Genomic DNA, 18,082 nt, shown 5'->3' with positions numbered 1-18,082 from the left:
GTCTCCCTTAATTCATTTTGTAACAACTATTAACTAAATGTCTGATACCGAATGACGCTTATCAGGTAATGCCGACCAATACCCACTTATATATAGCGACTGACGCTAACGCATAGCACGTCGAGACAGTTTTGTGCGCTGATCCTGATAAATCAATTCTGTACTGAAAACAGATGTGAAAAATTTGCCAAAAGCTGAAAACCAACTAGCGTGATAATTCCAAAGTAATAGGAGAAATTCCCAACCACATCTGCCGCAAGCCTCTGGAATGGGCCTCTTCGGGCAGCAGCTTTATGCCATCAGCCTTTTCATAAGTCATTCATTAACAATGGAATGTGGCCATGAACTGATCTAAGTCAGCTGTTTGAACAGACAACGGCACTACGCTGTGAACTCTTCTCTCCTGCAATGGAGTCATGCAATGTCTGAAGCTCCCGGAAAACTACGACTCGGTGCACTGGTTGCATTGGTAGTCGGTTCAATGATCGGTGGCGGGATATTCTCTTTGCCACAAAACATGGCCGCCAGCGCCGACGTCGGTGCGGTGCTGATCGGTTGGGCCATCACCGCTGTCGGCATGCTCACCCTCGCTTTTGTCTTTCAAACCCTCGCCAATCGCAAGCCTGACCTGGACGGCGGCGTCTACGCCTACGCCAAGGCCGGATTCGGCGATTACATGGGTTTCTCGTCCGCCTGGGGCTACTGGATCAGCGCCTGGCTGGGTAACGTCGGTTACTTTGTTCTGTTGTTCAGTACCCTCGGGTATTTCTTTCCGGTTTTCGGCGAAGGCAACACGGTGGCCGCCGTGATCGGCGCCTCGGTGCTGCTGTGGGCCGTGCATTTCCTGGTGCTGCGCGGAATCAAGGAAGCGGCGTTCATCAACCTCGTGACCACCGTCGCCAAGGTCGTACCGCTGCTGCTGTTCGTCCTGATCGCGGTCTTCGCCTTCAAACTGGACATCTTCACCGCTGACATCTGGGGCGTGAAAAACCCGGATCTGGGCAGCGTGATGAACCAGGTGCGCAACATGATGCTGGTCACCGTGTGGGTGTTCATCGGCATTGAAGGCGCGAGCATCTTCTCGGCCCGGGCGGAAAAACGCTCCGACGTCGGCAAGGCCACCGTGATCGGTTTCATCACCGTGCTGCTGTTCCTGGTGCTGGTCAACGTGCTGTCGCTGGGCATCATGACCCAACCGGAACTGGCCAAACTGCAGAACCCGTCGATGGCGGCCGTGCTCGAGCACGTGGTCGGTCACTGGGGCGCGGTGCTGATCAGCGTCGGCCTGATCATCTCGCTGCTGGGCGCGCTGCTGTCGTGGGTGCTGCTGTGTGCGGAGATCATGTTCGCCGCCGCCAAAGACCACACCATGCCGGAGTTCCTGCGCAAGGAGAACGCCAACCACGTACCGGTCAATGCGTTGTGGCTGACCAACGCGATGGTTCAGTTGTTCCTGATCATCACCCTGTTTTCGGCCAGCACTTACCTGTCGCTGATCTACCTCGCCACTTCGATGATTCTGGTGCCGTACCTGTGGTCGGCGGCCTACGCCCTGTTGCTCGCCGTACGCGGCGAAACCTACGAAGGCTTCGCCGCCGAGCGCCGCAAGGACCTGATCATCGGTGGTATCGCCCTGATCTACGCGGTCTGGCTGCTGTATGCCGGTGGGGTCAAGTACCTGCTGCTCTCGGCCCTGCTGTATGCCCCCGGCGCGATCCTGTTCGCCAAGGCCAAGCTCGAACTCAAACAAGCGGTTTTCACCAACGTCGAGAAGCTGATTTTCGCTGCGGTGGTCGTCGGTGCCCTGGTGGCAGCCTACGGTCTCTACGACGGCTTCCTGACCCTGTAATTGCCCAAGTTTTTACCTCTGGAGGATCACTGCAATGACCACGGAAAAAGTTAAGTACGGCGTCCATTCCGAAGCCGGCAAACTGCGCAAAGTCATGGTTTGCTCCCCAGGTCTGGCCCACCAGCGGCTGACCCCGAACAACTGCGACGAACTGCTGTTTGACGACGTGCTGTGGGTCGCCCAGGCCAAGCGCGACCACTTCGACTTCGTGACCAAAATGCGTGAACGCGGGATCGACGTGCTGGAAATGCACAACCTGCTGACCGACATCGTCGCCATCCCGGAAGCACTGGACTGGATCCTCGAGCGCAAGGTCACTGCCGATTCGGTGGGCCTGGGCCTGATCAGCGAAGTCAAATCCTGGCTGAAAAGCCTTGAGCCACGGCACATCGCCGAATTCCTGATCGGTGGCGTGTCCGCCGACGATCTGCCGGACAGCTTTGGTGGCAAGACCATCCAGATGTTCCGCGACTTCCTCGGCCACTCCAGCTTCATCCTGCCGCCGCTGCCGAACACCCAGTTCACCCGCGACACCACTTGCTGGATCTACGGTGGCGTGACGCTGAACCCGATGTACTGGCCGGCGCGCCGTCAGGAAACCCTGCTGACCACTGCCATCTACAAATTCCATCCGCAATTCACCAACGCCGATTTCGAGATCTGGTACGGCGATCCGGACAAGGACCACGGCAGCTCGACGCTGGAAGGCGGCGACGTGATGCCGATCGGTAACGGCGTGGTGTTGATCGGCATGGGCGAACGCTCATCCCGACAGGCCATCGGCCAACTGGCGCTGAACCTGTTCAAGAACAAAGCCGTGGAGAAAGTCATCGTCGCCGGCCTGCCGAAGTCCCGCGCCGCGATGCACCTGGACACCGTGTTCAGTTTCTGCGACCGCGACCTGGTGACGATTTTCCCGGAAGTGGTGAACCAGATCGTCGCGTTCACCCTGCGCCCTGACGAAAGCAAACAGGGCGGCATCGACATCCGCCGCGAAGAAGGCAGCTTCCTCGACACCGTGGCCAAAGCCCTCAACCTGTCGAAGCTGCGCGTGGTGGAAACCGGCGGCAACAGCTTCGCTGCCGAACGCGAGCAATGGGACGACGGCAACAACGTGGTGGCGGTGGAACCGGGCGTGGTCATCGGCTACGACCGCAACACCTACACCAACACCCTGCTGCGCAAGGCAGGCGTGGAAGTCATCACCATCAGCGCCGGCGAACTCGGCCGTGGTCGCGGCGGCGGCCACTGCATGACCTGCCCGATCATCCGCGACCCAATCGATTACTAAACGACCATCTCCCCGGCCGCACCTACCCCGTAGCGGTCGGGCCGATTACCGAATCCAAGGAGAATCATCATGGCGTTCAACATCCACAACCGTAACCTGCTCAGCCTGGAACACCACACCCCGCGCGAGCTGCGTTATCTGCTCGACCTGTCCCGCGATCTGAAACGCGCGAAATACACCGGCACCGAGCAGCAACACCTCAAGGGCAACAACATCGCCCTGATCTTCGAAAAGACCTCGACCCGTACCCGCTGCGCGTTCGAAGTGGCGGCCTATGACCAAGGCGCCAATGTCACCTACATTGACCCGAACTCGTCGCAGATCGGCCACAAGGAAAGCATGAAAGACACGGCCCGCGTGCTGGGTCGCATGTACGACGCCATCGAGTACCGTGGCTTCAAACAGGAAATTGTCGAAGAGCTGGCGAAGTTCGCCGGGGTGCCGGTGTTCAACGGCCTGACCGATGAATATCACCCAACGCAGATGATCGCCGACGTGTTGACCATGCGTGAACACGCCGACAAGCCGATCCACGAAATCAGCTACGCCTACCTCGGCGATGCGCGCAACAACATGGGCAATTCGCTGCTGCTGGTCGGTGCCAAACTCGGCATGGACGTGCGCATCTGCGCGCCAAAAGCCCTGTGGCCGCATGACGATCTGGTGGATCGCTGCAAGAAATACGCGGAAGAATCCGGTGCACGCATCACCCTCACCGAAGACCCGAAAGCGGCGGTCAAAGGCGTCGACTTCATCCACACCGACGTCTGGGTGTCGATGGGCGAACCGGTGGAAGCCTGGGCCGAGCGTATCCAGCAACTGCTGCCGTATCAGGTCAACGCCGATCTGATGAAAGCCACCGGCAACCCGCGCACCAAGTTCATGCACTGCCTGCCGGCGTTCCACAACAGCGATACCAAGGTCGGCAAACAGATCGCCGAACAGTACCCGCACCTGGCCAACGGTATCGAAGTCACCGACGACGTGTTCGAGTCGCCCGCCTGCATCGCCTTCGAGCAAGCGGAAAACCGCATGCACACGATCAAGGCGATTCTGGTCTCGACCCTGGCTGATCTGTAAACCAATACAGCTCTCACTGACACGACACGGTCACTGTGGGAGCTGGCTTGCCAGCGATGCCGTGTGTCAGCCAGCGACAACGTTGCCTGATCCACCGCCATCGCGGGCAAGCCCGGCTCCCACAGGGACCGCATTCGTCCTGCGAGCTTTCACTGTTTTCCAGAAGGACATGCATTATGCGCATCGTCGTAGCTCTGGGCGGTAACGCCCTGCTCCGCCGTGGCGAGCCGATGACCGCTGACAACCAGCGCGCCAACATCCGCATCGCCACCGAGCAAATCGCCAAGATCCATCCTGGCAACCAACTGGTCATCGCCCATGGCAATGGCCCGCAAGTCGGCCTGCTGTCGCTGCAAGCGGCGGCGTACACCTCCGTCACCCCTTACCCGCTGGACGTGCTCGGTGCCGAAACCGAAGGCATGATCGGCTACATCATCGAACAGGAACTGGGCAACCTGCTGGACTTCGAGGTGCCGTTCGCCACCCTGTTGACCCAGGTCGAGGTCGACGCCAAGGACCCGGCCTTCCAGAACCCGAGCAAACCGATCGGCCCGGTCTACGAGAAAGCCGAAGCAGAAAAGCTCGCCGCTGAAAAAGGCTGGGCCATCGCTGCGGACGGTGACAAATTCCGCCGCGTGGTGGCCAGCCCTCGGCCAAAACGCATCTTCGAAATCCGTCCGATCAAGTGGCTGCTGGACAAGGGCAGCATCGTGATTTGCGCCGGTGGCGGCGGCATTCCGACGATGTACGACGAGCACCGTAACCTCAAGGGCATCGAGGCGGTGATCGACAAGGATCTGTGCTCGTCGCTGCTGGCCGAGCAACTGGAGGCCGATTTGCTGGTGATCGCCACGGACGTCAACGCGGCATTCATCGATTACGGCAAGCCAACCCAGAAAGCCATCGCCGAAGCGCACCCGGACGAACTGGAACGCCTCGGTTTTGCCGCCGGTTCCATGGGGCCGAAGGTACAGGCAGCTTGCGAGTTCGCGCGCCATACTGGCAAGGTCGCAGTGATCGGTTCGCTGGCGGACATCGAAGCCATCGTTCAGGGCACCGCCGGAACCCGTGTCAGCACCGCGAAGCCGGGCATCAGCTATCGATAACCAGAAACTCCGGGGGCAGGCCCAGGGTCTGCCCTTCTCCCATGCCTTGAGAAGGAGAAACCCATGGCCATATTCAACCCCGGTCATTTGCACATCGAGCGACATGCGTTGACGCCAGATGACGTCAGTTACGACCTGTGCCTCGACTATGAAGTGTTCACCGATCCGCAAAAAGGCAAAGGGATACAGTTCACCCTGCACGGCAATATGCAGGGCAAGGACATGAAGGAAGCGTTTTTCCTGCCCAAGGAAGAGGCTTACAACTTCGCCCGCGACGTGACCCGGATTGCCGAGAAGTACGGGATTCCAAAGGCTCACAGCCAGATCGGCTCGGTGCACAAGCATTACGACCTGATGTTTGAGGACATTCGGCAGAAGTTGAATATGCAATCCGGAGATCCGGTCAATCCCGAGCACTTCGAATAACCATTCCCCTGTGGGAGGAGCCTGCTCGCGAAAGCCATCTGTCAGTCAATATTTTCACTTCTGACACACCGCTTTCGCGAGCAGGCTCGCTCCCACCGGGGATTTGAGTTGCCCGGAAAATCGTTGTCCATTTCACCAATCCCCCGCCCCAAGGCATACTTGCCCCCCTCCGCATTCCAGAACACTGAACCGCCCCATGCGTATCCACGTCAGCTTCATCGACCGCGTCGGCATCACCCAGGAAGTCCTGGCGATCCTCGGTGGGCGCAATCTCAATCTGGATGCGGTGGAGATGATTCCGCCCAACGTCTACATCGACGCCCCGACCTTGAGCCCGCAAGTGCTCGAAGAACTCAAAGATGCGCTGTTTCGGGTGCGCGGTGTCGAAGCGGTCACGGTGGTCGACATCCTCCCCGGCCAGCGTCGGCACCTGCAGCTCGATGCATTGCTCGCGGCGATGACCGATCCGGTGCTCGCCCTCGACAGCGCCGGGAAAGTGCTGCTGGCCAACCCGGCACTGATCGCGCTGTACGGACGCGAACCGGCGGGTGAAAGCGTCTCTGAACTGTTCAACGATCCCGGCCTGCTGGAAACCCTGCTCGAACAAGGCTTCCGTCTGCCGCTGCGCGAGATCACCGTCAACGGCCAGACCCTGTTGCTCGACGCCACGCCGATCACCGACGCCGGCGCGCTACTGACCCTGTATCAACCGAACCGTATCGGCGAACAGCTCTCGGCGTTGCACCACGACCATGCCGAAGGTTTCGATGCGCTGCTCGGCGAATCCCCGGCGATCCGTACCCTCAAGGCCCGCGCGCAACGGGTCGCCGCACTCGATGCGCCACTGCTGATTCAGGGCGAAACCGGCACCGGCAAAGAGCTGGTGGCCCGCGCCTGCCATGCGATCAGTGCGCGACACAGTGCGCCGTTCCTCGCCCTGAACTGCGCGGCCCTGCCGGAGAACCTCGCCGAGAGCGAGCTGTTCGGCTATGCCCCCGGCGCCTTCACCGGCGCGCAGCGTGGCGGCAAACCGGGGCTGATGGAACTGGCGAACCAGGGCACAGTGTTTCTCGACGAAATCGGCGAGATGTCGCCGTACTTGCAGGCGAAACTGCTGCGCTTTCTGAACGACGGCAGCTTCCGCCGGGTGGGTGGCGATCGCGAGGTGAAGGTCAACGTGCGGATCCTCAGCGCGACCCACCGCGACCTGGAGAAAATGGTCAGCGAAGGTCTGTTCCGCGAAGACCTGTTCTATCGCCTCAACGTGCTCAACGTCGAAGTGCCGCCGCTGCGCGAACGCGGTCAGGACATCCTGTTGCTGGCGCGCTACTTCATGCAGCAGGCCTGTGCGCAGATTCAGCGGCCGGTCTGTCGCCTCGCGCCCGGTACCTATCCGGCACTGCTCGGCAACCGCTGGCCGGGCAACGTGCGGCAGTTGCAGAACGTGATCTTCCGCGCGGCGGCGATCTGCGAAAGCAGCCTGGTCGACATCGGTGACCTCGACATTGCCGGCACTTCGGTGGCGCGGCAGACCGACAGCGACGTCGAGAGCCTTGAACAAGCCGTCGAGTCCTTCGAAAAATCGCTGCTGGAAAAACTCTACGCCAGCTACCCCTCGACCCGCCAACTGGCCAGCCGCCTGCAGACCTCGCACACCGCGATTGCCCATCGCCTGCGCAAGTACGGCATTCCGGGCAAGTCTTAAACTCACCGTAAATTTCCCTGTGGGAGCTGGCTTGCCAGCGATGACGTCGGCACATGCACCATTGAGGGTGACTGATCCAGCGCTATCGCTGGCGAGCCAGCTCCCACAGAGTTCTGTGACGGATTCGAAATCCGTTCAAAAACGACCTCCATCTGTACTGAAAGCGCTACAGCGGAACGATATCGCTACACCCTTCGCCAGCGACCGCTGTGCAAGGCTTTGATCCGCTTCAGCTTTTCTCCCCGCCCTGATCTGTAGCGATTTCGCTACAGCTATCCCTTCTTCAGGCTCACAGATAATTAATAAGCCATTGTTTTATATAGATAAATCCAAGATGGCCGCGTTCTTGCTAAGTAACCGCTCATAAAATCAGGGCTTTCATGCCCACGCCTTCCACCGCGTCCACCAGACGAGTCTGGCCCCTTAGGAGTTTCCATGAGCGAGTTGCGTTTTACTGAAGATCACGAATGGCTGCGCACCGAAGCTGACGGCAGCGTTACTGTCGGCATCACCGCTTTCGCGCAGAACGCCCTGGGCGACGTGGTGTTCGTGCAACTGCCTGAGCTGCAGGCTTACGAAAAAGGCGCTGAAGCCGCCACCGTGGAATCGGTGAAAGCCGCCAGCGGCGTGTACATGCCGCTCGACGGTGAAGTTGTGGAAGTGAACCCGGCACTGGACGGCAGCCCGGAACTGGTCAACGAAGATCCGCTGGGCGAAGGCTGGTTCTTCCGCTTCCAGCCAAGCGACGCCTCGGCGGTGGCGAAATTGCTGGATCAGGACGCCTACGACCGTCTGATCAAAGCCCAAGCCGAAGCCTGAGGAGTAACGACATGACCCAAGTAAACCTCGGCACTGCCAACGAATTCATCGCCCGTCACATCGGCCCGCGCGCCGGTGACGAGCAAGCCATGCTCAACAGCCTCGGTTTCGACTCGCTCGAAGCGCTGAGCGCCAGCGTCATTCCTGAAAGCATCAAGGGCACCAGCGTGCTCGGCATGGACGACGGCCTGAGCGAAGCCGACGCCCTGGCGATGATCAAATCCATCGCCGGCAAGAACCAGCTGTTCAAGACCTACATCGGCCAGGGCTACTACAACTGTCACACGCCGTCGCCGATCCTGCGCAACCTGCTGGAAAACCCGGCCTGGTACACCGCTTACACGCCGTACCAGCCGGAAATTTCCCAGGGCCGTCTCGAAGCGCTGCTGAACTTCCAGACCCTGATCAGCGACCTCACCGGCCTGCCGATCGCCAACGCCTCGTTGCTCGACGAAGCCACCGCCGCTGCCGAAGCCATGACTTTCTGCAAACGCCTGAGCAAGAACAAGGGCAGCCACCAATTCTTCGCCTCGATCCACAGCCACCCGCAAACCCTCGACGTGCTGCGCACCCGTGCCGAGCCGCTGGGCATCGAAGTGGTGGTTGGCGATGAGCGTGAACTGACGGATGTCACGCCGTTCTTCGGCGCGCTGCTGCAATACCCGGCGAGCAACGGTGACCTGTTCGACTACCGCGAACTGACCGAGCGCTTCCACGCCGCCAACGCGCTGGTGGCCGTGGCTGCCGATCTGCTGGCCCTGACTTTGCTGACCGCTCCAGGCGAGTTCGGCGCGGACGTCGCCATCGGTTCGGCGCAACGCTTCGGTGTACCGCTGGGCTTCGGCGGCCCGCACGCCGCCTACTTCTCCACCAAGGATGCATTCAAGCGTGACATGCCGGGCCGTCTGGTCGGTGTTTCGGTTGACCGTTTCGGCAAGCCGGCCCTGCGCCTGGCGATGCAGACTCGCGAGCAACACATCCGCCGTGAGAAAGCCACCTCGAACATCTGCACCGCGCAAGTGCTGCTGGCCAACATCGCCAGCATGTACGCGGTCTACCACGGCCCGAAAGGCCTGACCCAGATCGCCAACCGCGTGCATCACCTGACCGCGATTCTCGCCAAGGGCCTGAGCGCACTGGGCCAGACCGTCGAACAGGCAAGCTTCTTCGATACCCTGACCCTCGCCACCGGCGCGCACACTGCCGCGCTGCACGACAAGGCGCACGCTGCACAGATCAACCTGCGCGTAATCGACACTCAGCGTCTGGGCCTGTCGGTCGACGAAACCACCACTCAGGCTGACATCGAAACGCTGTGGGGCCTATTCGCCGACGGCAAGACCCTGCCGGACTTCGCTGCACTGGCCGCTTCGGTGCACAGCACCATCCCGGCGGCGCTGGTGCGTCAGTCGCCGATCCTCAGCCACCCGGTGTTCAACCGTTATCACTCGGAAACCGAGCTGATGCGCTACCTGCGCAAACTGGCGGACAAGGATCTGGCACTGGATCGCACCATGATCCCGCTGGGCTCGTGCACCATGAAACTCAACGCTGCCAGCGAAATGATTCCGGTGACCTGGGCCGAATTCGGCGCCCTGCACCCGTTCGCTCCGGCCGAGCAAAGCGCCGGCTACCAGCAACTGACCGATGAACTGGAAGCGATGCTCTGCGCCGCCACCGGTTACGACGCGATCTCGCTGCAACCGAACGCCGGTTCGCAGGGTGAATATGCGGGTCTCTTGGCAATCCGCGCTTACCACCAGAGCCGTGGTGACGAGCGCCGCGACATCTGCCTGATCCCGTCGTCCGCCCACGGCACCAACCCGGCCACCGCCAACATGGCCGGCATGCGCGTGGTCGTGACCGCGTGCGATGCCCGTGGCAACGTCGACATCGAAGACCTGCGCGCCAAAGCCATCGAGCACCGCGAACACCTCGCAGCGCTGATGATCACCTACCCGTCGACCCACGGCGTGTTCGAAGAAGGCATCCGCGAAATCTGCGGGATCATTCACGACAACGGCGGCCAAGTGTACATCGACGGCGCCAACATGAACGCGATGGTCGGCCTCTGCGCACCGGGCAAGTTCGGCGGCGACGTCTCGCACCTGAACCTGCACAAAACCTTCTGCATCCCGCACGGCGGTGGCGGCCCGGGCGTCGGCCCGATCGGCGTCAAGTCGCACCTGACCCCGTTCCTGCCGGGCCATGGCCGGATGCAACGCAAGGAAGGCGCGGTCTGCGCAGCGCCGTTCGGCAGCGCGAGCATTCTGCCGATCACCTGGATGTACATTCGCATGATGGGTGGCGCCGGTCTGAAGCGGGCTTCGCAACTGGCAATCCTCAACGCCAACTACATTTCCCGTCGTCTGGAAGAGCACTATCCAGTGCTGTACACCGGCAGCAACGGTCTGGTGGCGCACGAATGCATCCTCGATCTGCGCCCGCTGAAAGACAGCAGCGGCATCAGCGTCGATGACGTCGCCAAGCGCCTGATCGACTTCGGCTTCCACGCCCCGACCATGTCGTTCCCGGTGGCCGGCACGCTGATGATCGAGCCGACCGAAAGCGAATCCAAGGAAGAACTGGACCGCTTCTGCGACGCCATGATCCGCATCCGCGAAGAAATCCGCGCAGTGGAAAACGGCACGCTGGACAAGGACGACAACCCGCTGAAGAACGCCCCGCACACGGCGGCAGAGCTGGTCGGCGAGTGGACGCACCCGTACAGCCGCGAGCAAGCGGTATATCCAGTGGCGTCGTTGATCGAAGGCAAGTACTGGCCGCCGGTCGGTCGCGTCGACAACGTGTTCGGCGACCGCAACCTGGTCTGCGCCTGCCCGTCGATCGAAAGCTACGCTTAAACGAAAGAGGGGCAGGTCACCTGCCCCTTTCTCCAGAACACCACAAATCCCTGTGGGAGCTGGCTTGCCAGCGATGAGGGTGGATCGTCTCCATCTCTGTTGCCTGACACACCGCCATCGCTGGCAAGCCAGCTCCCACAAGAAACGCATCAAGCCTGATATTCCGCCAATTCCTATAACAAGAAACCGGAGAACCACTCATGTCGTTAAGCGTGTTCGACCTGTTCAAGATTGGCATCGGCCCTTCCAGCTCCCACACCGTCGGCCCGATGCGTGCCGCTGCGCGCTTCGCCGAAGGCCTGCGCCGCGATGACCTGCTGTCGGCCACCAGCACCGTCAAAGTCGAGTTGTACGGCTCGCTCGGCGCCACCGGCAAAGGTCACGGCAGCGACAAGGCTGTTCTGCTCGGTCTTGAGGGTGAACACCCGGACACCGTCGATACCGAAACTGTCGCCGCGCGCCTGCAGGATATTCGTGGCAATGGCCGGCTGAATCTGCTCGGCGAACACGGCATTGCCTTCAATGAGAAAGAACACCTGGCGATGATCCGCAAACCGTTGGCCTATCACCCCAACGGCATGATCTTTCGCGCATTCGATGCAGCCGGTATTCAGATCCGCAGCCGCGAGTACTACTCGGTCGGCGGTGGTTTCGTCGTCGATGAGGATGCCGCCGGCGCTGACCGCATTGTCGAAGACGCCACACCGCTGACCTTCCCGTTCAAAAGCGCCAAGGACTTGCTCGGCCATTGCGCCACCTACGGCCTGTCGATCAGTCAGGTGATGTTGACCAACGAAAGCGCCTGGCGCCCGGAGGCCGAGACCCGCGCCGGTCTGCTGAAAATCTGGCAAGTGATGCAGGACTGCGTCGCCGCGGGCTGTCGCAACGAAGGCATTCTGCCGGGCGGGCTGAAGGTCAAGCGCCGGGCGGCGGCACTGCATCGACAGCTGTGCAAGAACCCGGAATCGGCGCTGCGCGATCCGCTGTCGGTGCTCGACTGGGTCAACCTCTACGCCCTCGCCGTCAACGAAGAAAACGCCAACGGCGGGCGCGTGGTCACCGCGCCGACCAACGGTGCGGCCGGGATTATTCCGGCGGTGCTGCATTACTACATGCGGTTTATCCCGGGTGCGAACGATGACGGCGTGGTGCGCTTTCTGCTGACCGCCGCCGCCATCGGCATTCTGTACAAGGAAAACGCCTCGATCTCCGGCGCCGAAGTCGGCTGCCAGGGCGAAGTCGGCGTGGCCTGCTCGATGGCCGCCGGCGCGTTGTGCGAAGTGCTCGGCGGCAGCGTGCAGCAAGTGGAGAACGCCGCGGAAATCGGCATGGAACATAACCTCGGCCTGACCTGCGACCCGATTGGCGGGCTGGTGCAGGTGCCGTGCATCGAGCGCAATGCCATGGGCTCGGTGAAAGCGATCAACGCGGTGCGCATGGCCATGCGCGGCGACGGGCAACACTTCGTCTCGCTCGACAAGGTCATCCGCACCATGCGCCAGACCGGCGCCGACATGAAAAGCAAATACAAGGAGACCGCCCGCGGCGGTCTGGCAGTCAACATTATCGAATGCTAATTAGTCCCCTCTTCCTCCGGGAGAGAGCTGGTATGAATCAAGGAGTCACGCATGTCCACCGAACAACTGTCGAAAACCCCGCTGCACGCTCTGCACCTCGAACTCGGCGCCCGCATGGTGCCGTTCGCCGGCTACGACATGCCGGTGCAATACCCGCTCGGCGTGATGAAAGAGCACCAACACACCCGTGAGCAGGCCGGGCTGTTCGATGTCTCGCACATGGGCCAGATTCGCCTGACCGGCGCCAATGCCGCCAAGGCCCTGGAAACCCTGGTGCCGGTGGACATCATCGACCTGCCGGTGGGCATGCAGCGCTACGCGATGTTCACCAACGACAACGGCGGCATCCTCGACGACCTGATGGTCGCCAACCTCGGTAACGACGAGCTGTTCCTGGTGGTCAACGCCGCGTGCAAGGATCAGGACCTGGCGCATCTGCAAAAGCACATCGGTGATCAGTGCACCATAACGGAGCTGTTCGAAGCGCGTGCGTTGCTGGCGTTGCAAGGTCCGGCTGCAGTCACCGTACTGGCGCGTCTTGCACCAGAGGTGGCGAAGATGACGTTCATGCAGTTCAACCGCGTGCAGCTGCTGGGCATCGATTGCTTCGTCAGCCGTTCGGGTTACACCGGTGAAGACGGTTTTGAGATTTCCGTACCGGCAGCCGATGCGGAGAAACTCGCCCGTGCCCTGCTGGCCGAACCGGAAGTCCAGGCCATTGGCCTCGGCGCCCGCGACTCGCTGCGCCTGGAAGCCGGCCTGTGCCTGTACGGCCACGACATGAACACCGACACCACCCCCATCGAAGCCAGCCTGTTGTGGGCGATCTCCAAGCCACGCCGCGCCGACGGCGCGCGAGCCGGCGGTTTCCCGGGCGCAGAGCAAGTATTTGCTCAGCAGCAAAACGGCGTGGCACGCAAACGTGTCGGCTTGCTGCCGCAAGAACGCACGCCAGTACGTGAAGGTGCGGAAATCGTCAACGAAGCCGGCGAAATCATCGGCAGCGTGTGCAGCGGCGGCTTCGGTCCGACCCTGGGCGGGCCGTTGGCGATGGGTTATCTCGACAGCGCTTATGTGGCACTGGACACGCCAGTCTGGGCCATCGTTCGTGGGAAAAAGGTGCAAATGCTTGTAAGCAAAATGCCATTTGTTCCACAACGCTACTATCGTGGTTGATTGACTGTTTCTATAAGTAACGCGATTGCGTTATGCGTGCACTAATGTGTAACGCAATCGCCACAAAAAAGTGCATTTTCTAACATCTGATTCGAATATGAACTTTGCTTATAACGATCGAAAACAATTGAACCCGTTCATCGTCTAAGCCGACACTAGTGGATTGACTAACTGCCAGCAAGTGCAGGAAAACCGGGCCTTCGCGGGGCTTGTTTTTTCTCCCGTAGTTGGCGTAGAGTTTGTCCACTGTGTTTGCATGGGTCAGCTTGGAATCGTGACCTGGGCAGTAGCCTACAAAGTTAGCTACATCCCGCTCGACGTCTTCTTACTCTCCTGCAACCAGCCCCAGTACTCTTTCATGAGAAAGAGACTGTCATCAATTTATGCGTCAAAGGAAATAAGAAATGTCGACACGTCAGAGCGGTACCGTCAAGTGGTTTAACGACGAGAAAGGTTTTGGTTTTATCACTCCAGAAAGCGGTCCGGATCTGTTCGTGCATTTCCGCGCCATTCAGGGCAACGGCTTCAAGAGCCTGAAAGAAGGCCAGAAAGTGACCTTCGTTGCTGTGCAAGGTCAGAAAGGCATGCAGGCTGACGAAGTCATCGCCGAAGCCTGATTTTCTGTCACAAAAAAGCCCCTGATATTGATATCAGGGGCTTTTTTGTGCGCGCGAATCCGTAAAATGGCGCTTCATTTTGCGCCCAGAGGCTGCCATGTCGAAAAACCTGCTCACTCCCCAGGGCGACTTCCCTGCTGTTGGCCTTGGCCGGCGTCTGGCAGCAATGTTCTATGACTTCCTGCTGTGCACCGCCCTGCTGATCGTCACCGGCTTCGTTTACAAGTTGATCCAGGCAGCGATCATCGGTGAAGAACGCCTGCGTGCACTGACCGATGCCGGCAAGATGGATGGCGATCCGCTGTATTCCACGGTGCTGTTGCTGGTGCTGTTTGCGTTCTTCGCCAAGTTCTGGACTCACGGCGGGCAGACACTGGGCATGCAGGTGTGGGGGATTCGAGTGCAGAACGCCGATGGCAGCGCGATCAGCCTGTGGCAGGCGCTGCTGCGCTTCATGGTGTCGATCGCGTCGTGGCTGTGCGCAGGGCTTGGATTTCTCTGGTCGCTGTACGACAAGCAGAAGCGCACCTGGCATGACATCTATTCCGATACCCGCGTGGTGCGGATTCCGAAGAAGAGCAAATAATTTCCTGACACCGAATACCACTGTGGGAGCGAGCCTGCTCGCAAAAGCGTAGCATCAGCCGACATTTATGTTTGCTGATTCACCGCCTTCGCGAGCAAGCTCGCTCCCACAGGTTTTGGGGTGTTTCTGAAGGACCTCAGGCGTTACCCGCCAGCTTCATCCGCGCTGCCTGGGTGAAATCCAGCATGCGCTTCAATGGGCGGATCGCCTGTGGAATCAGCGCCGGATCGACAAAGATCTCGTTCGTCCCTTCCTTCAGGCTCTTGAGCGTGCGCTCAAGGGTGTTCATGGCCATCCACGGGCAATGTGCGCAACTGCGGCACGCGGCGCCGTTACCGGCGGTTGGCGCCTCGATGAAGACCTTGTCCGGGCACAACTGCTGCATCTTGTAGAAAATGCCGCGGTCGGTGGCGACGATCAGGGTCTTGTTCGGCAGGCTTTGCGCGGCAGCGATCAACTGACTGGTGGAACCGACGGCGTCGGCCAGCTCGATCACCGAGGTCGGCGACTCCGGGTGCACCAGAATCGCGGCGTCCGGGTACAACGCCTTCATGTCTTCAAGCTGCTTGGACTTGAACTCTTCGTGGACGATGCAGGCACCGTCCCACAGCAGCATGTCGGCGCCGGTCTTGCGCTGAATGTAAGTGCCCAGATGCTTGTCCGGGCCCCAGATGATGGTCTCGCCGTTGTCCATCAGGCTTTCGACGATCTCCAGTGCGCAGCTCGACGTCACCACCCAGTCAGCGCGGGCTTTGACTGCGGCCGAAGTGTTGGCGTACACCACCACTGTGCGCTCCGGGTGCTGATCGCAGAACGCCGAAAACTCGTCCACCGGGCAACCCAGGTCCAGCGAGCAGGTCGCGTCCAGGGTCGGCATCAGCACGCGTTTTTCCGGGTTGAGGATCTTCGCGGTCTCGCCCATGAACTTTACGCCGGCGACCACCACGGTCTTGGCCGGGTGAGCGTTGCCGAAGCGCGCCATTTCGAGGGAGTCGGACACACAGCCGCCGGTTTCTTCGGCCAAGGCCTGAATCACCGGATCGCAATAGAAGTGGGCCACCAGCACCGCGTCCTGAGCCTTGAGCTCGGCGGCGATGGCAGAACGGTAGTAGGCCTCTTCCTCGGCAGTCAGCGGTTTGGGCTGTTTGGCATCGAGGTGGGCTTGAACCAGAAGGCGTTCGGAAATCTGCGTCATGTTCGCAAGACCTGCAGGCGCTTTCGCGCGAAAGTCGAGTATACACCCGGCTCCGGACCACTTGAGGGTACCGCCGGGAGAGTGAGTATTATCAGGCACGGACAGCATTGAAGCTGCGCAAGGCTACAGAATATCCCGTTGATACAAAAGATGATTCTGACCTGTGTCAGCGCAGGCAATGATGAAAGGAGCGGTGCCTGATTCGCAGGCAAAAAAAAACCCGGAAATCCTCACTTTCGTGGGCCTTCCGGATTTTCTAAACCGCCAAATATGGTGGGTCGTGTGGGATTCGAACCTACGACCAATTGGTTAAAAGCCAACTGCTCTACCAACTGAGCTAACGACCCGCTGTGTGGTGGCGCGTATAATACTGATTTTTAAGGACTATTCAACACCTTTTTGAAAAAAATCAAAAATAAGGTGTTGGATCGCTCACACCGGCCGCCGCAAAGCCCTCTGCACGCAGGCGGCAGCTGTCGCATTTGCCGCACGCGCGGCCTTCATCGTCCGCCTGATAGCAGGAAACGGTCAGGCCATAATCGACGCCCAGCTTCACGCCCGCCTGGACGATCTGCGCCTTGCTCAGGTTCTGCAGCGGCGCCTGGATACGGAAACCGTTGCCTTCCACACCCGCCTTGGTTGCCAGGTTGGCCATGCGCTCGAACGATTCAATGAACTCGGGACGGCAATCCGGGTAACCGGAATAGTCCACGGCGTTGACGCCGATAAAGATGTCACGCGCGCCGAGCACTTCGGCCCAGCCCAGTGCCAGCGACAGAAACACCGTGTTGCGCGCCGGCACGTAGGTCACCGGGATGCCCTCGCCCAGCTCTTCCGGGATGTCGATGCTGGTGTCGGTCAGCGCCGAGCCGCCCATGCCGTTGAGGTTCAGGCCGATCACTTTGTGCTCGACCACACCCAGATCGCGAGCGACGCGCGCGGCGGCATGCAGCTCCGCATGAGAGCGCTGGCCGTAATCGAAACTCATGGTGTAGCAGGCGTAACCTTCAGCCCGGGCCATCGCGACCACAGTGGCCGAATCGAGGCCACCCGATAACAGGATTACCGCACGTTTTTCGTGAGTGTTCAGTTGTTCAGTCATATCAGCGCCCCGGCTCGTCATTCCATAGATATTTATGCAGCTGCAACTGCAACCGCACTGGCAGGTTATCTGCCACCACCCAGTCCGCCAGATCCCTGGCATTGAGGTCATGATGACTTGGGGAAAACAGCACTTCACCCGCACGGCGATCAAGACCGTACTGGATCAGCTTCGAGACCGCCCAGTCATAGTCGTCCCGCGAGCAGATGACAAACTTCACCTGATCGTTGGGCGTCAACAGTTCGATGTTTTCGTAGCGGTTGCGGTGCGCCTCTTTGGAGTCCGGCGTCTTCAGGTCGACAACGCGACTGACGCGCGGATCGACCGCCGAGATATCGAGCGCACCGCTGGTTTCCAGTGACACTTCATAACCGGCATCGCACAGCTGCTTGAGCAAAGGGATGGCATTGGGCTGTGCCAAAGGCTCACCGCCGGTCACACAGACATAGCGTGGGCGAAACCCGGCCACTTGCTCGAGGATGTCGTCGAGGGTGCGGATCGTACCGCCGCTGAACGCATAGGCACTGTCGCAGTATTGGCAACGCAATGGGCAACCGGTCAGGCGCACAAAAACCGTGGGCAGCCCGGCAGTCCGCGTTTCCCCCTGCAACGAGTAGAAAACTTCGGTGATTCTCAATGTGTCTTGCATAGTCGCCACGGGCGTAACAGCTAAACAGGCTGTCCGCCTC

General features: G+C 60.2%; 15 protein-coding genes and 1 tRNA gene. 12 read left to right on the top strand and 4 right to left on the bottom strand.

Going from position 1 to position 18,082, the window contains the following annotated elements:
* The first annotated feature begins 421 nt into the window (after positions 1–421).
* From arcD to OC71_RS11225, 12 genes are all read left to right on the top strand, one after another.
* A complete protein-coding gene (gene arcD, locus OC71_RS11280; RefSeq protein WP_041068609.1) occupies positions 422–1,849 on the top strand; it encodes an arginine-ornithine antiporter in 1,428 nt (475 codons plus the stop codon).
* A gap of 34 nt (positions 1,850–1,883) precedes the next feature.
* Positions 1,884–3,140 (top strand): arginine deiminase, encoded by a 1,257-nt coding sequence (gene arcA / locus OC71_RS11275; RefSeq protein ID WP_041068607.1) that lies wholly within the window; start codon positions 1,884–1,886, stop codon positions 3,138–3,140.
* A 69-nt stretch (positions 3,141–3,209) separates the two neighbouring features.
* On the top strand, positions 3,210–4,220 hold the full coding sequence (locus OC71_RS11270; protein WP_041068606.1) for an ornithine carbamoyltransferase: 1,011 nt from the start codon (positions 3,210–3,212) through the stop codon (positions 4,218–4,220).
* Between the two features lie 176 nt (positions 4,221–4,396).
* Positions 4,397–5,326 (top strand): carbamate kinase, encoded by a 930-nt coding sequence (gene arcC, locus OC71_RS11265; RefSeq protein ID WP_041068605.1) that lies wholly within the window; start codon positions 4,397–4,399, stop codon positions 5,324–5,326.
* Positions 5,327–5,389: 63 nt separating this feature from the next.
* Positions 5,390–5,752, top strand: coding sequence for a DUF5064 family protein (locus OC71_RS11260; protein WP_041068604.1), 363 nt, complete (start codon positions 5,390–5,392; stop codon positions 5,750–5,752).
* Between the two features lie 196 nt (positions 5,753–5,948).
* Positions 5,949–7,457 (top strand): sigma-54-dependent transcriptional regulator, encoded by a 1,509-nt coding sequence (locus OC71_RS11255; RefSeq protein ID WP_041068602.1) that lies wholly within the window; start codon positions 5,949–5,951, stop codon positions 7,455–7,457.
* Between the two features lie 435 nt (positions 7,458–7,892).
* Positions 7,893–8,276, top strand: coding sequence for a glycine cleavage system protein GcvH (gene gcvH, locus OC71_RS11250; RefSeq protein WP_003227486.1), 384 nt, complete (start codon positions 7,893–7,895; stop codon positions 8,274–8,276).
* A gap of 11 nt (positions 8,277–8,287) precedes the next feature.
* Positions 8,288–11,140 carry an aminomethyl-transferring glycine dehydrogenase gene (gene gcvP, locus OC71_RS11245; RefSeq protein ID WP_041068599.1) on the top strand — a complete coding sequence of 951 codons (2,853 nt, stop codon included), beginning with the start codon at positions 8,288–8,290 and terminating at the stop codon, positions 11,138–11,140.
* A gap of 200 nt (positions 11,141–11,340) precedes the next feature.
* On the top strand, positions 11,341–12,717 hold the full coding sequence (locus OC71_RS11240) for an L-serine ammonia-lyase (RefSeq protein ID WP_041068596.1): 1,377 nt from the start codon (positions 11,341–11,343) through the stop codon (positions 12,715–12,717).
* Positions 12,718–12,768: 51 nt separating this feature from the next.
* Positions 12,769–13,893 (top strand): glycine cleavage system aminomethyltransferase GcvT, encoded by a 1,125-nt coding sequence (gcvT, locus tag OC71_RS11235; RefSeq protein WP_041068588.1) that lies wholly within the window; start codon positions 12,769–12,771, stop codon positions 13,891–13,893.
* A gap of 404 nt (positions 13,894–14,297) precedes the next feature.
* A complete protein-coding gene (locus OC71_RS11230) occupies positions 14,298–14,510 on the top strand; it encodes a cold-shock protein (RefSeq protein WP_007951194.1) in 213 nt (70 codons plus the stop codon).
* 97 nt (positions 14,511–14,607) lie between these two features.
* Positions 14,608–15,096, top strand: coding sequence for an RDD family protein (locus tag OC71_RS11225; protein WP_041068583.1), 489 nt, complete (start codon positions 14,608–14,610; stop codon positions 15,094–15,096).
* A 136-nt stretch (positions 15,097–15,232) separates the two neighbouring features.
* Here the strand turns inward: OC71_RS11225 and nadA are convergent, their stop codons facing one another.
* The 4 genes from nadA to queE form a co-directional block, all read right to left on the bottom strand.
* Complete coding sequence (gene nadA / locus OC71_RS11220) at positions 15,233–16,291, bottom strand: quinolinate synthase NadA (RefSeq protein ID WP_003227499.1); 1,059 nt, start codon at positions 16,289–16,291, stop codon at positions 15,233–15,235.
* Positions 16,292–16,562: 271 nt separating this feature from the next.
* Positions 16,563–16,638, bottom strand: a tRNA-Lys gene (locus OC71_RS11215).
* Between the two features lie 62 nt (positions 16,639–16,700).
* Positions 16,701–17,393, bottom strand: a complete 693-nt coding sequence (queC, locus tag OC71_RS11210) for a 7-cyano-7-deazaguanine synthase QueC (RefSeq protein ID WP_003227501.1) — start codon at positions 17,391–17,393, stop codon at positions 16,701–16,703.
* A gap of 1 nt (position 17,394) precedes the next feature.
* Entirely contained in the window at positions 17,395–18,042 is a 648-nt protein-coding gene (gene queE / locus OC71_RS11205; protein ID WP_041068581.1) for a 7-carboxy-7-deazaguanine synthase QueE, read from the bottom strand.
* Between the last annotated feature and the right edge of the window lie 40 nt (positions 18,043–18,082).

The sequence above is a fragment of the Pseudomonas sp. W15Feb9B genome (assembly GCF_000828175.1).
GTDB lineage: Bacteria > Pseudomonadota > Gammaproteobacteria > Pseudomonadales > Pseudomonadaceae > Aquipseudomonas > Aquipseudomonas parakoreensis.
This window is presented reverse-complemented; position numbering and strand designations above follow the sequence as displayed.

Excerpts from the sequence above, each read along its gene's own strand:
- OC71_RS11260 (WP_041068604.1), top strand. The coding sequence starts at position 5,390 with ATGGCCATATTCAACCCCGGTCATTTGCACATCGAGCGACATGCGTTG.
- gcvT (WP_041068588.1), top strand. The coding sequence starts at position 12,769 with ATGTCCACCGAACAACTGTCGAAAACCCCGCTGCACGCTCTGCACCTC.
- arcD (WP_041068609.1), top strand. The coding sequence starts at position 422 with ATGTCTGAAGCTCCCGGAAAACTACGACTCGGTGCACTGGTTGCATTG.
- OC71_RS11255 (WP_041068602.1), top strand. The coding sequence starts at position 5,949 with ATGCGTATCCACGTCAGCTTCATCGACCGCGTCGGCATCACCCAGGAA.
- OC71_RS11230 (WP_007951194.1), top strand. The coding sequence starts at position 14,298 with ATGTCGACACGTCAGAGCGGTACCGTCAAGTGGTTTAACGACGAGAAA.
- arcC (WP_041068605.1), top strand. The coding sequence starts at position 4,397 with ATGCGCATCGTCGTAGCTCTGGGCGGTAACGCCCTGCTCCGCCGTGGC.
- OC71_RS11225 (WP_041068583.1), top strand. The coding sequence starts at position 14,608 with ATGTCGAAAAACCTGCTCACTCCCCAGGGCGACTTCCCTGCTGTTGGC.
- OC71_RS11240 (WP_041068596.1), top strand. The coding sequence starts at position 11,341 with ATGTCGTTAAGCGTGTTCGACCTGTTCAAGATTGGCATCGGCCCTTCC.
- arcA (WP_041068607.1), top strand. The coding sequence starts at position 1,884 with ATGACCACGGAAAAAGTTAAGTACGGCGTCCATTCCGAAGCCGGCAAA.
- queE (WP_041068581.1), bottom strand. The coding sequence starts at position 18,042 with ATGCAAGACACATTGAGAATCACCGAAGTTTTCTACTCGTTGCAGGGG.
- nadA (WP_003227499.1), bottom strand. The coding sequence starts at position 16,291 with ATGACGCAGATTTCCGAACGCCTTCTGGTTCAAGCCCACCTCGATGCC.
- gcvP (WP_041068599.1), top strand. The coding sequence starts at position 8,288 with ATGACCCAAGTAAACCTCGGCACTGCCAACGAATTCATCGCCCGTCAC.
- queC (WP_003227501.1), bottom strand. The coding sequence starts at position 17,393 with ATGACTGAACAACTGAACACTCACGAAAAACGTGCGGTAATCCTGTTA.
- gcvH (WP_003227486.1), top strand. The coding sequence starts at position 7,893 with ATGAGCGAGTTGCGTTTTACTGAAGATCACGAATGGCTGCGCACCGAA.
- OC71_RS11270 (WP_041068606.1), top strand. The coding sequence starts at position 3,210 with ATGGCGTTCAACATCCACAACCGTAACCTGCTCAGCCTGGAACACCAC.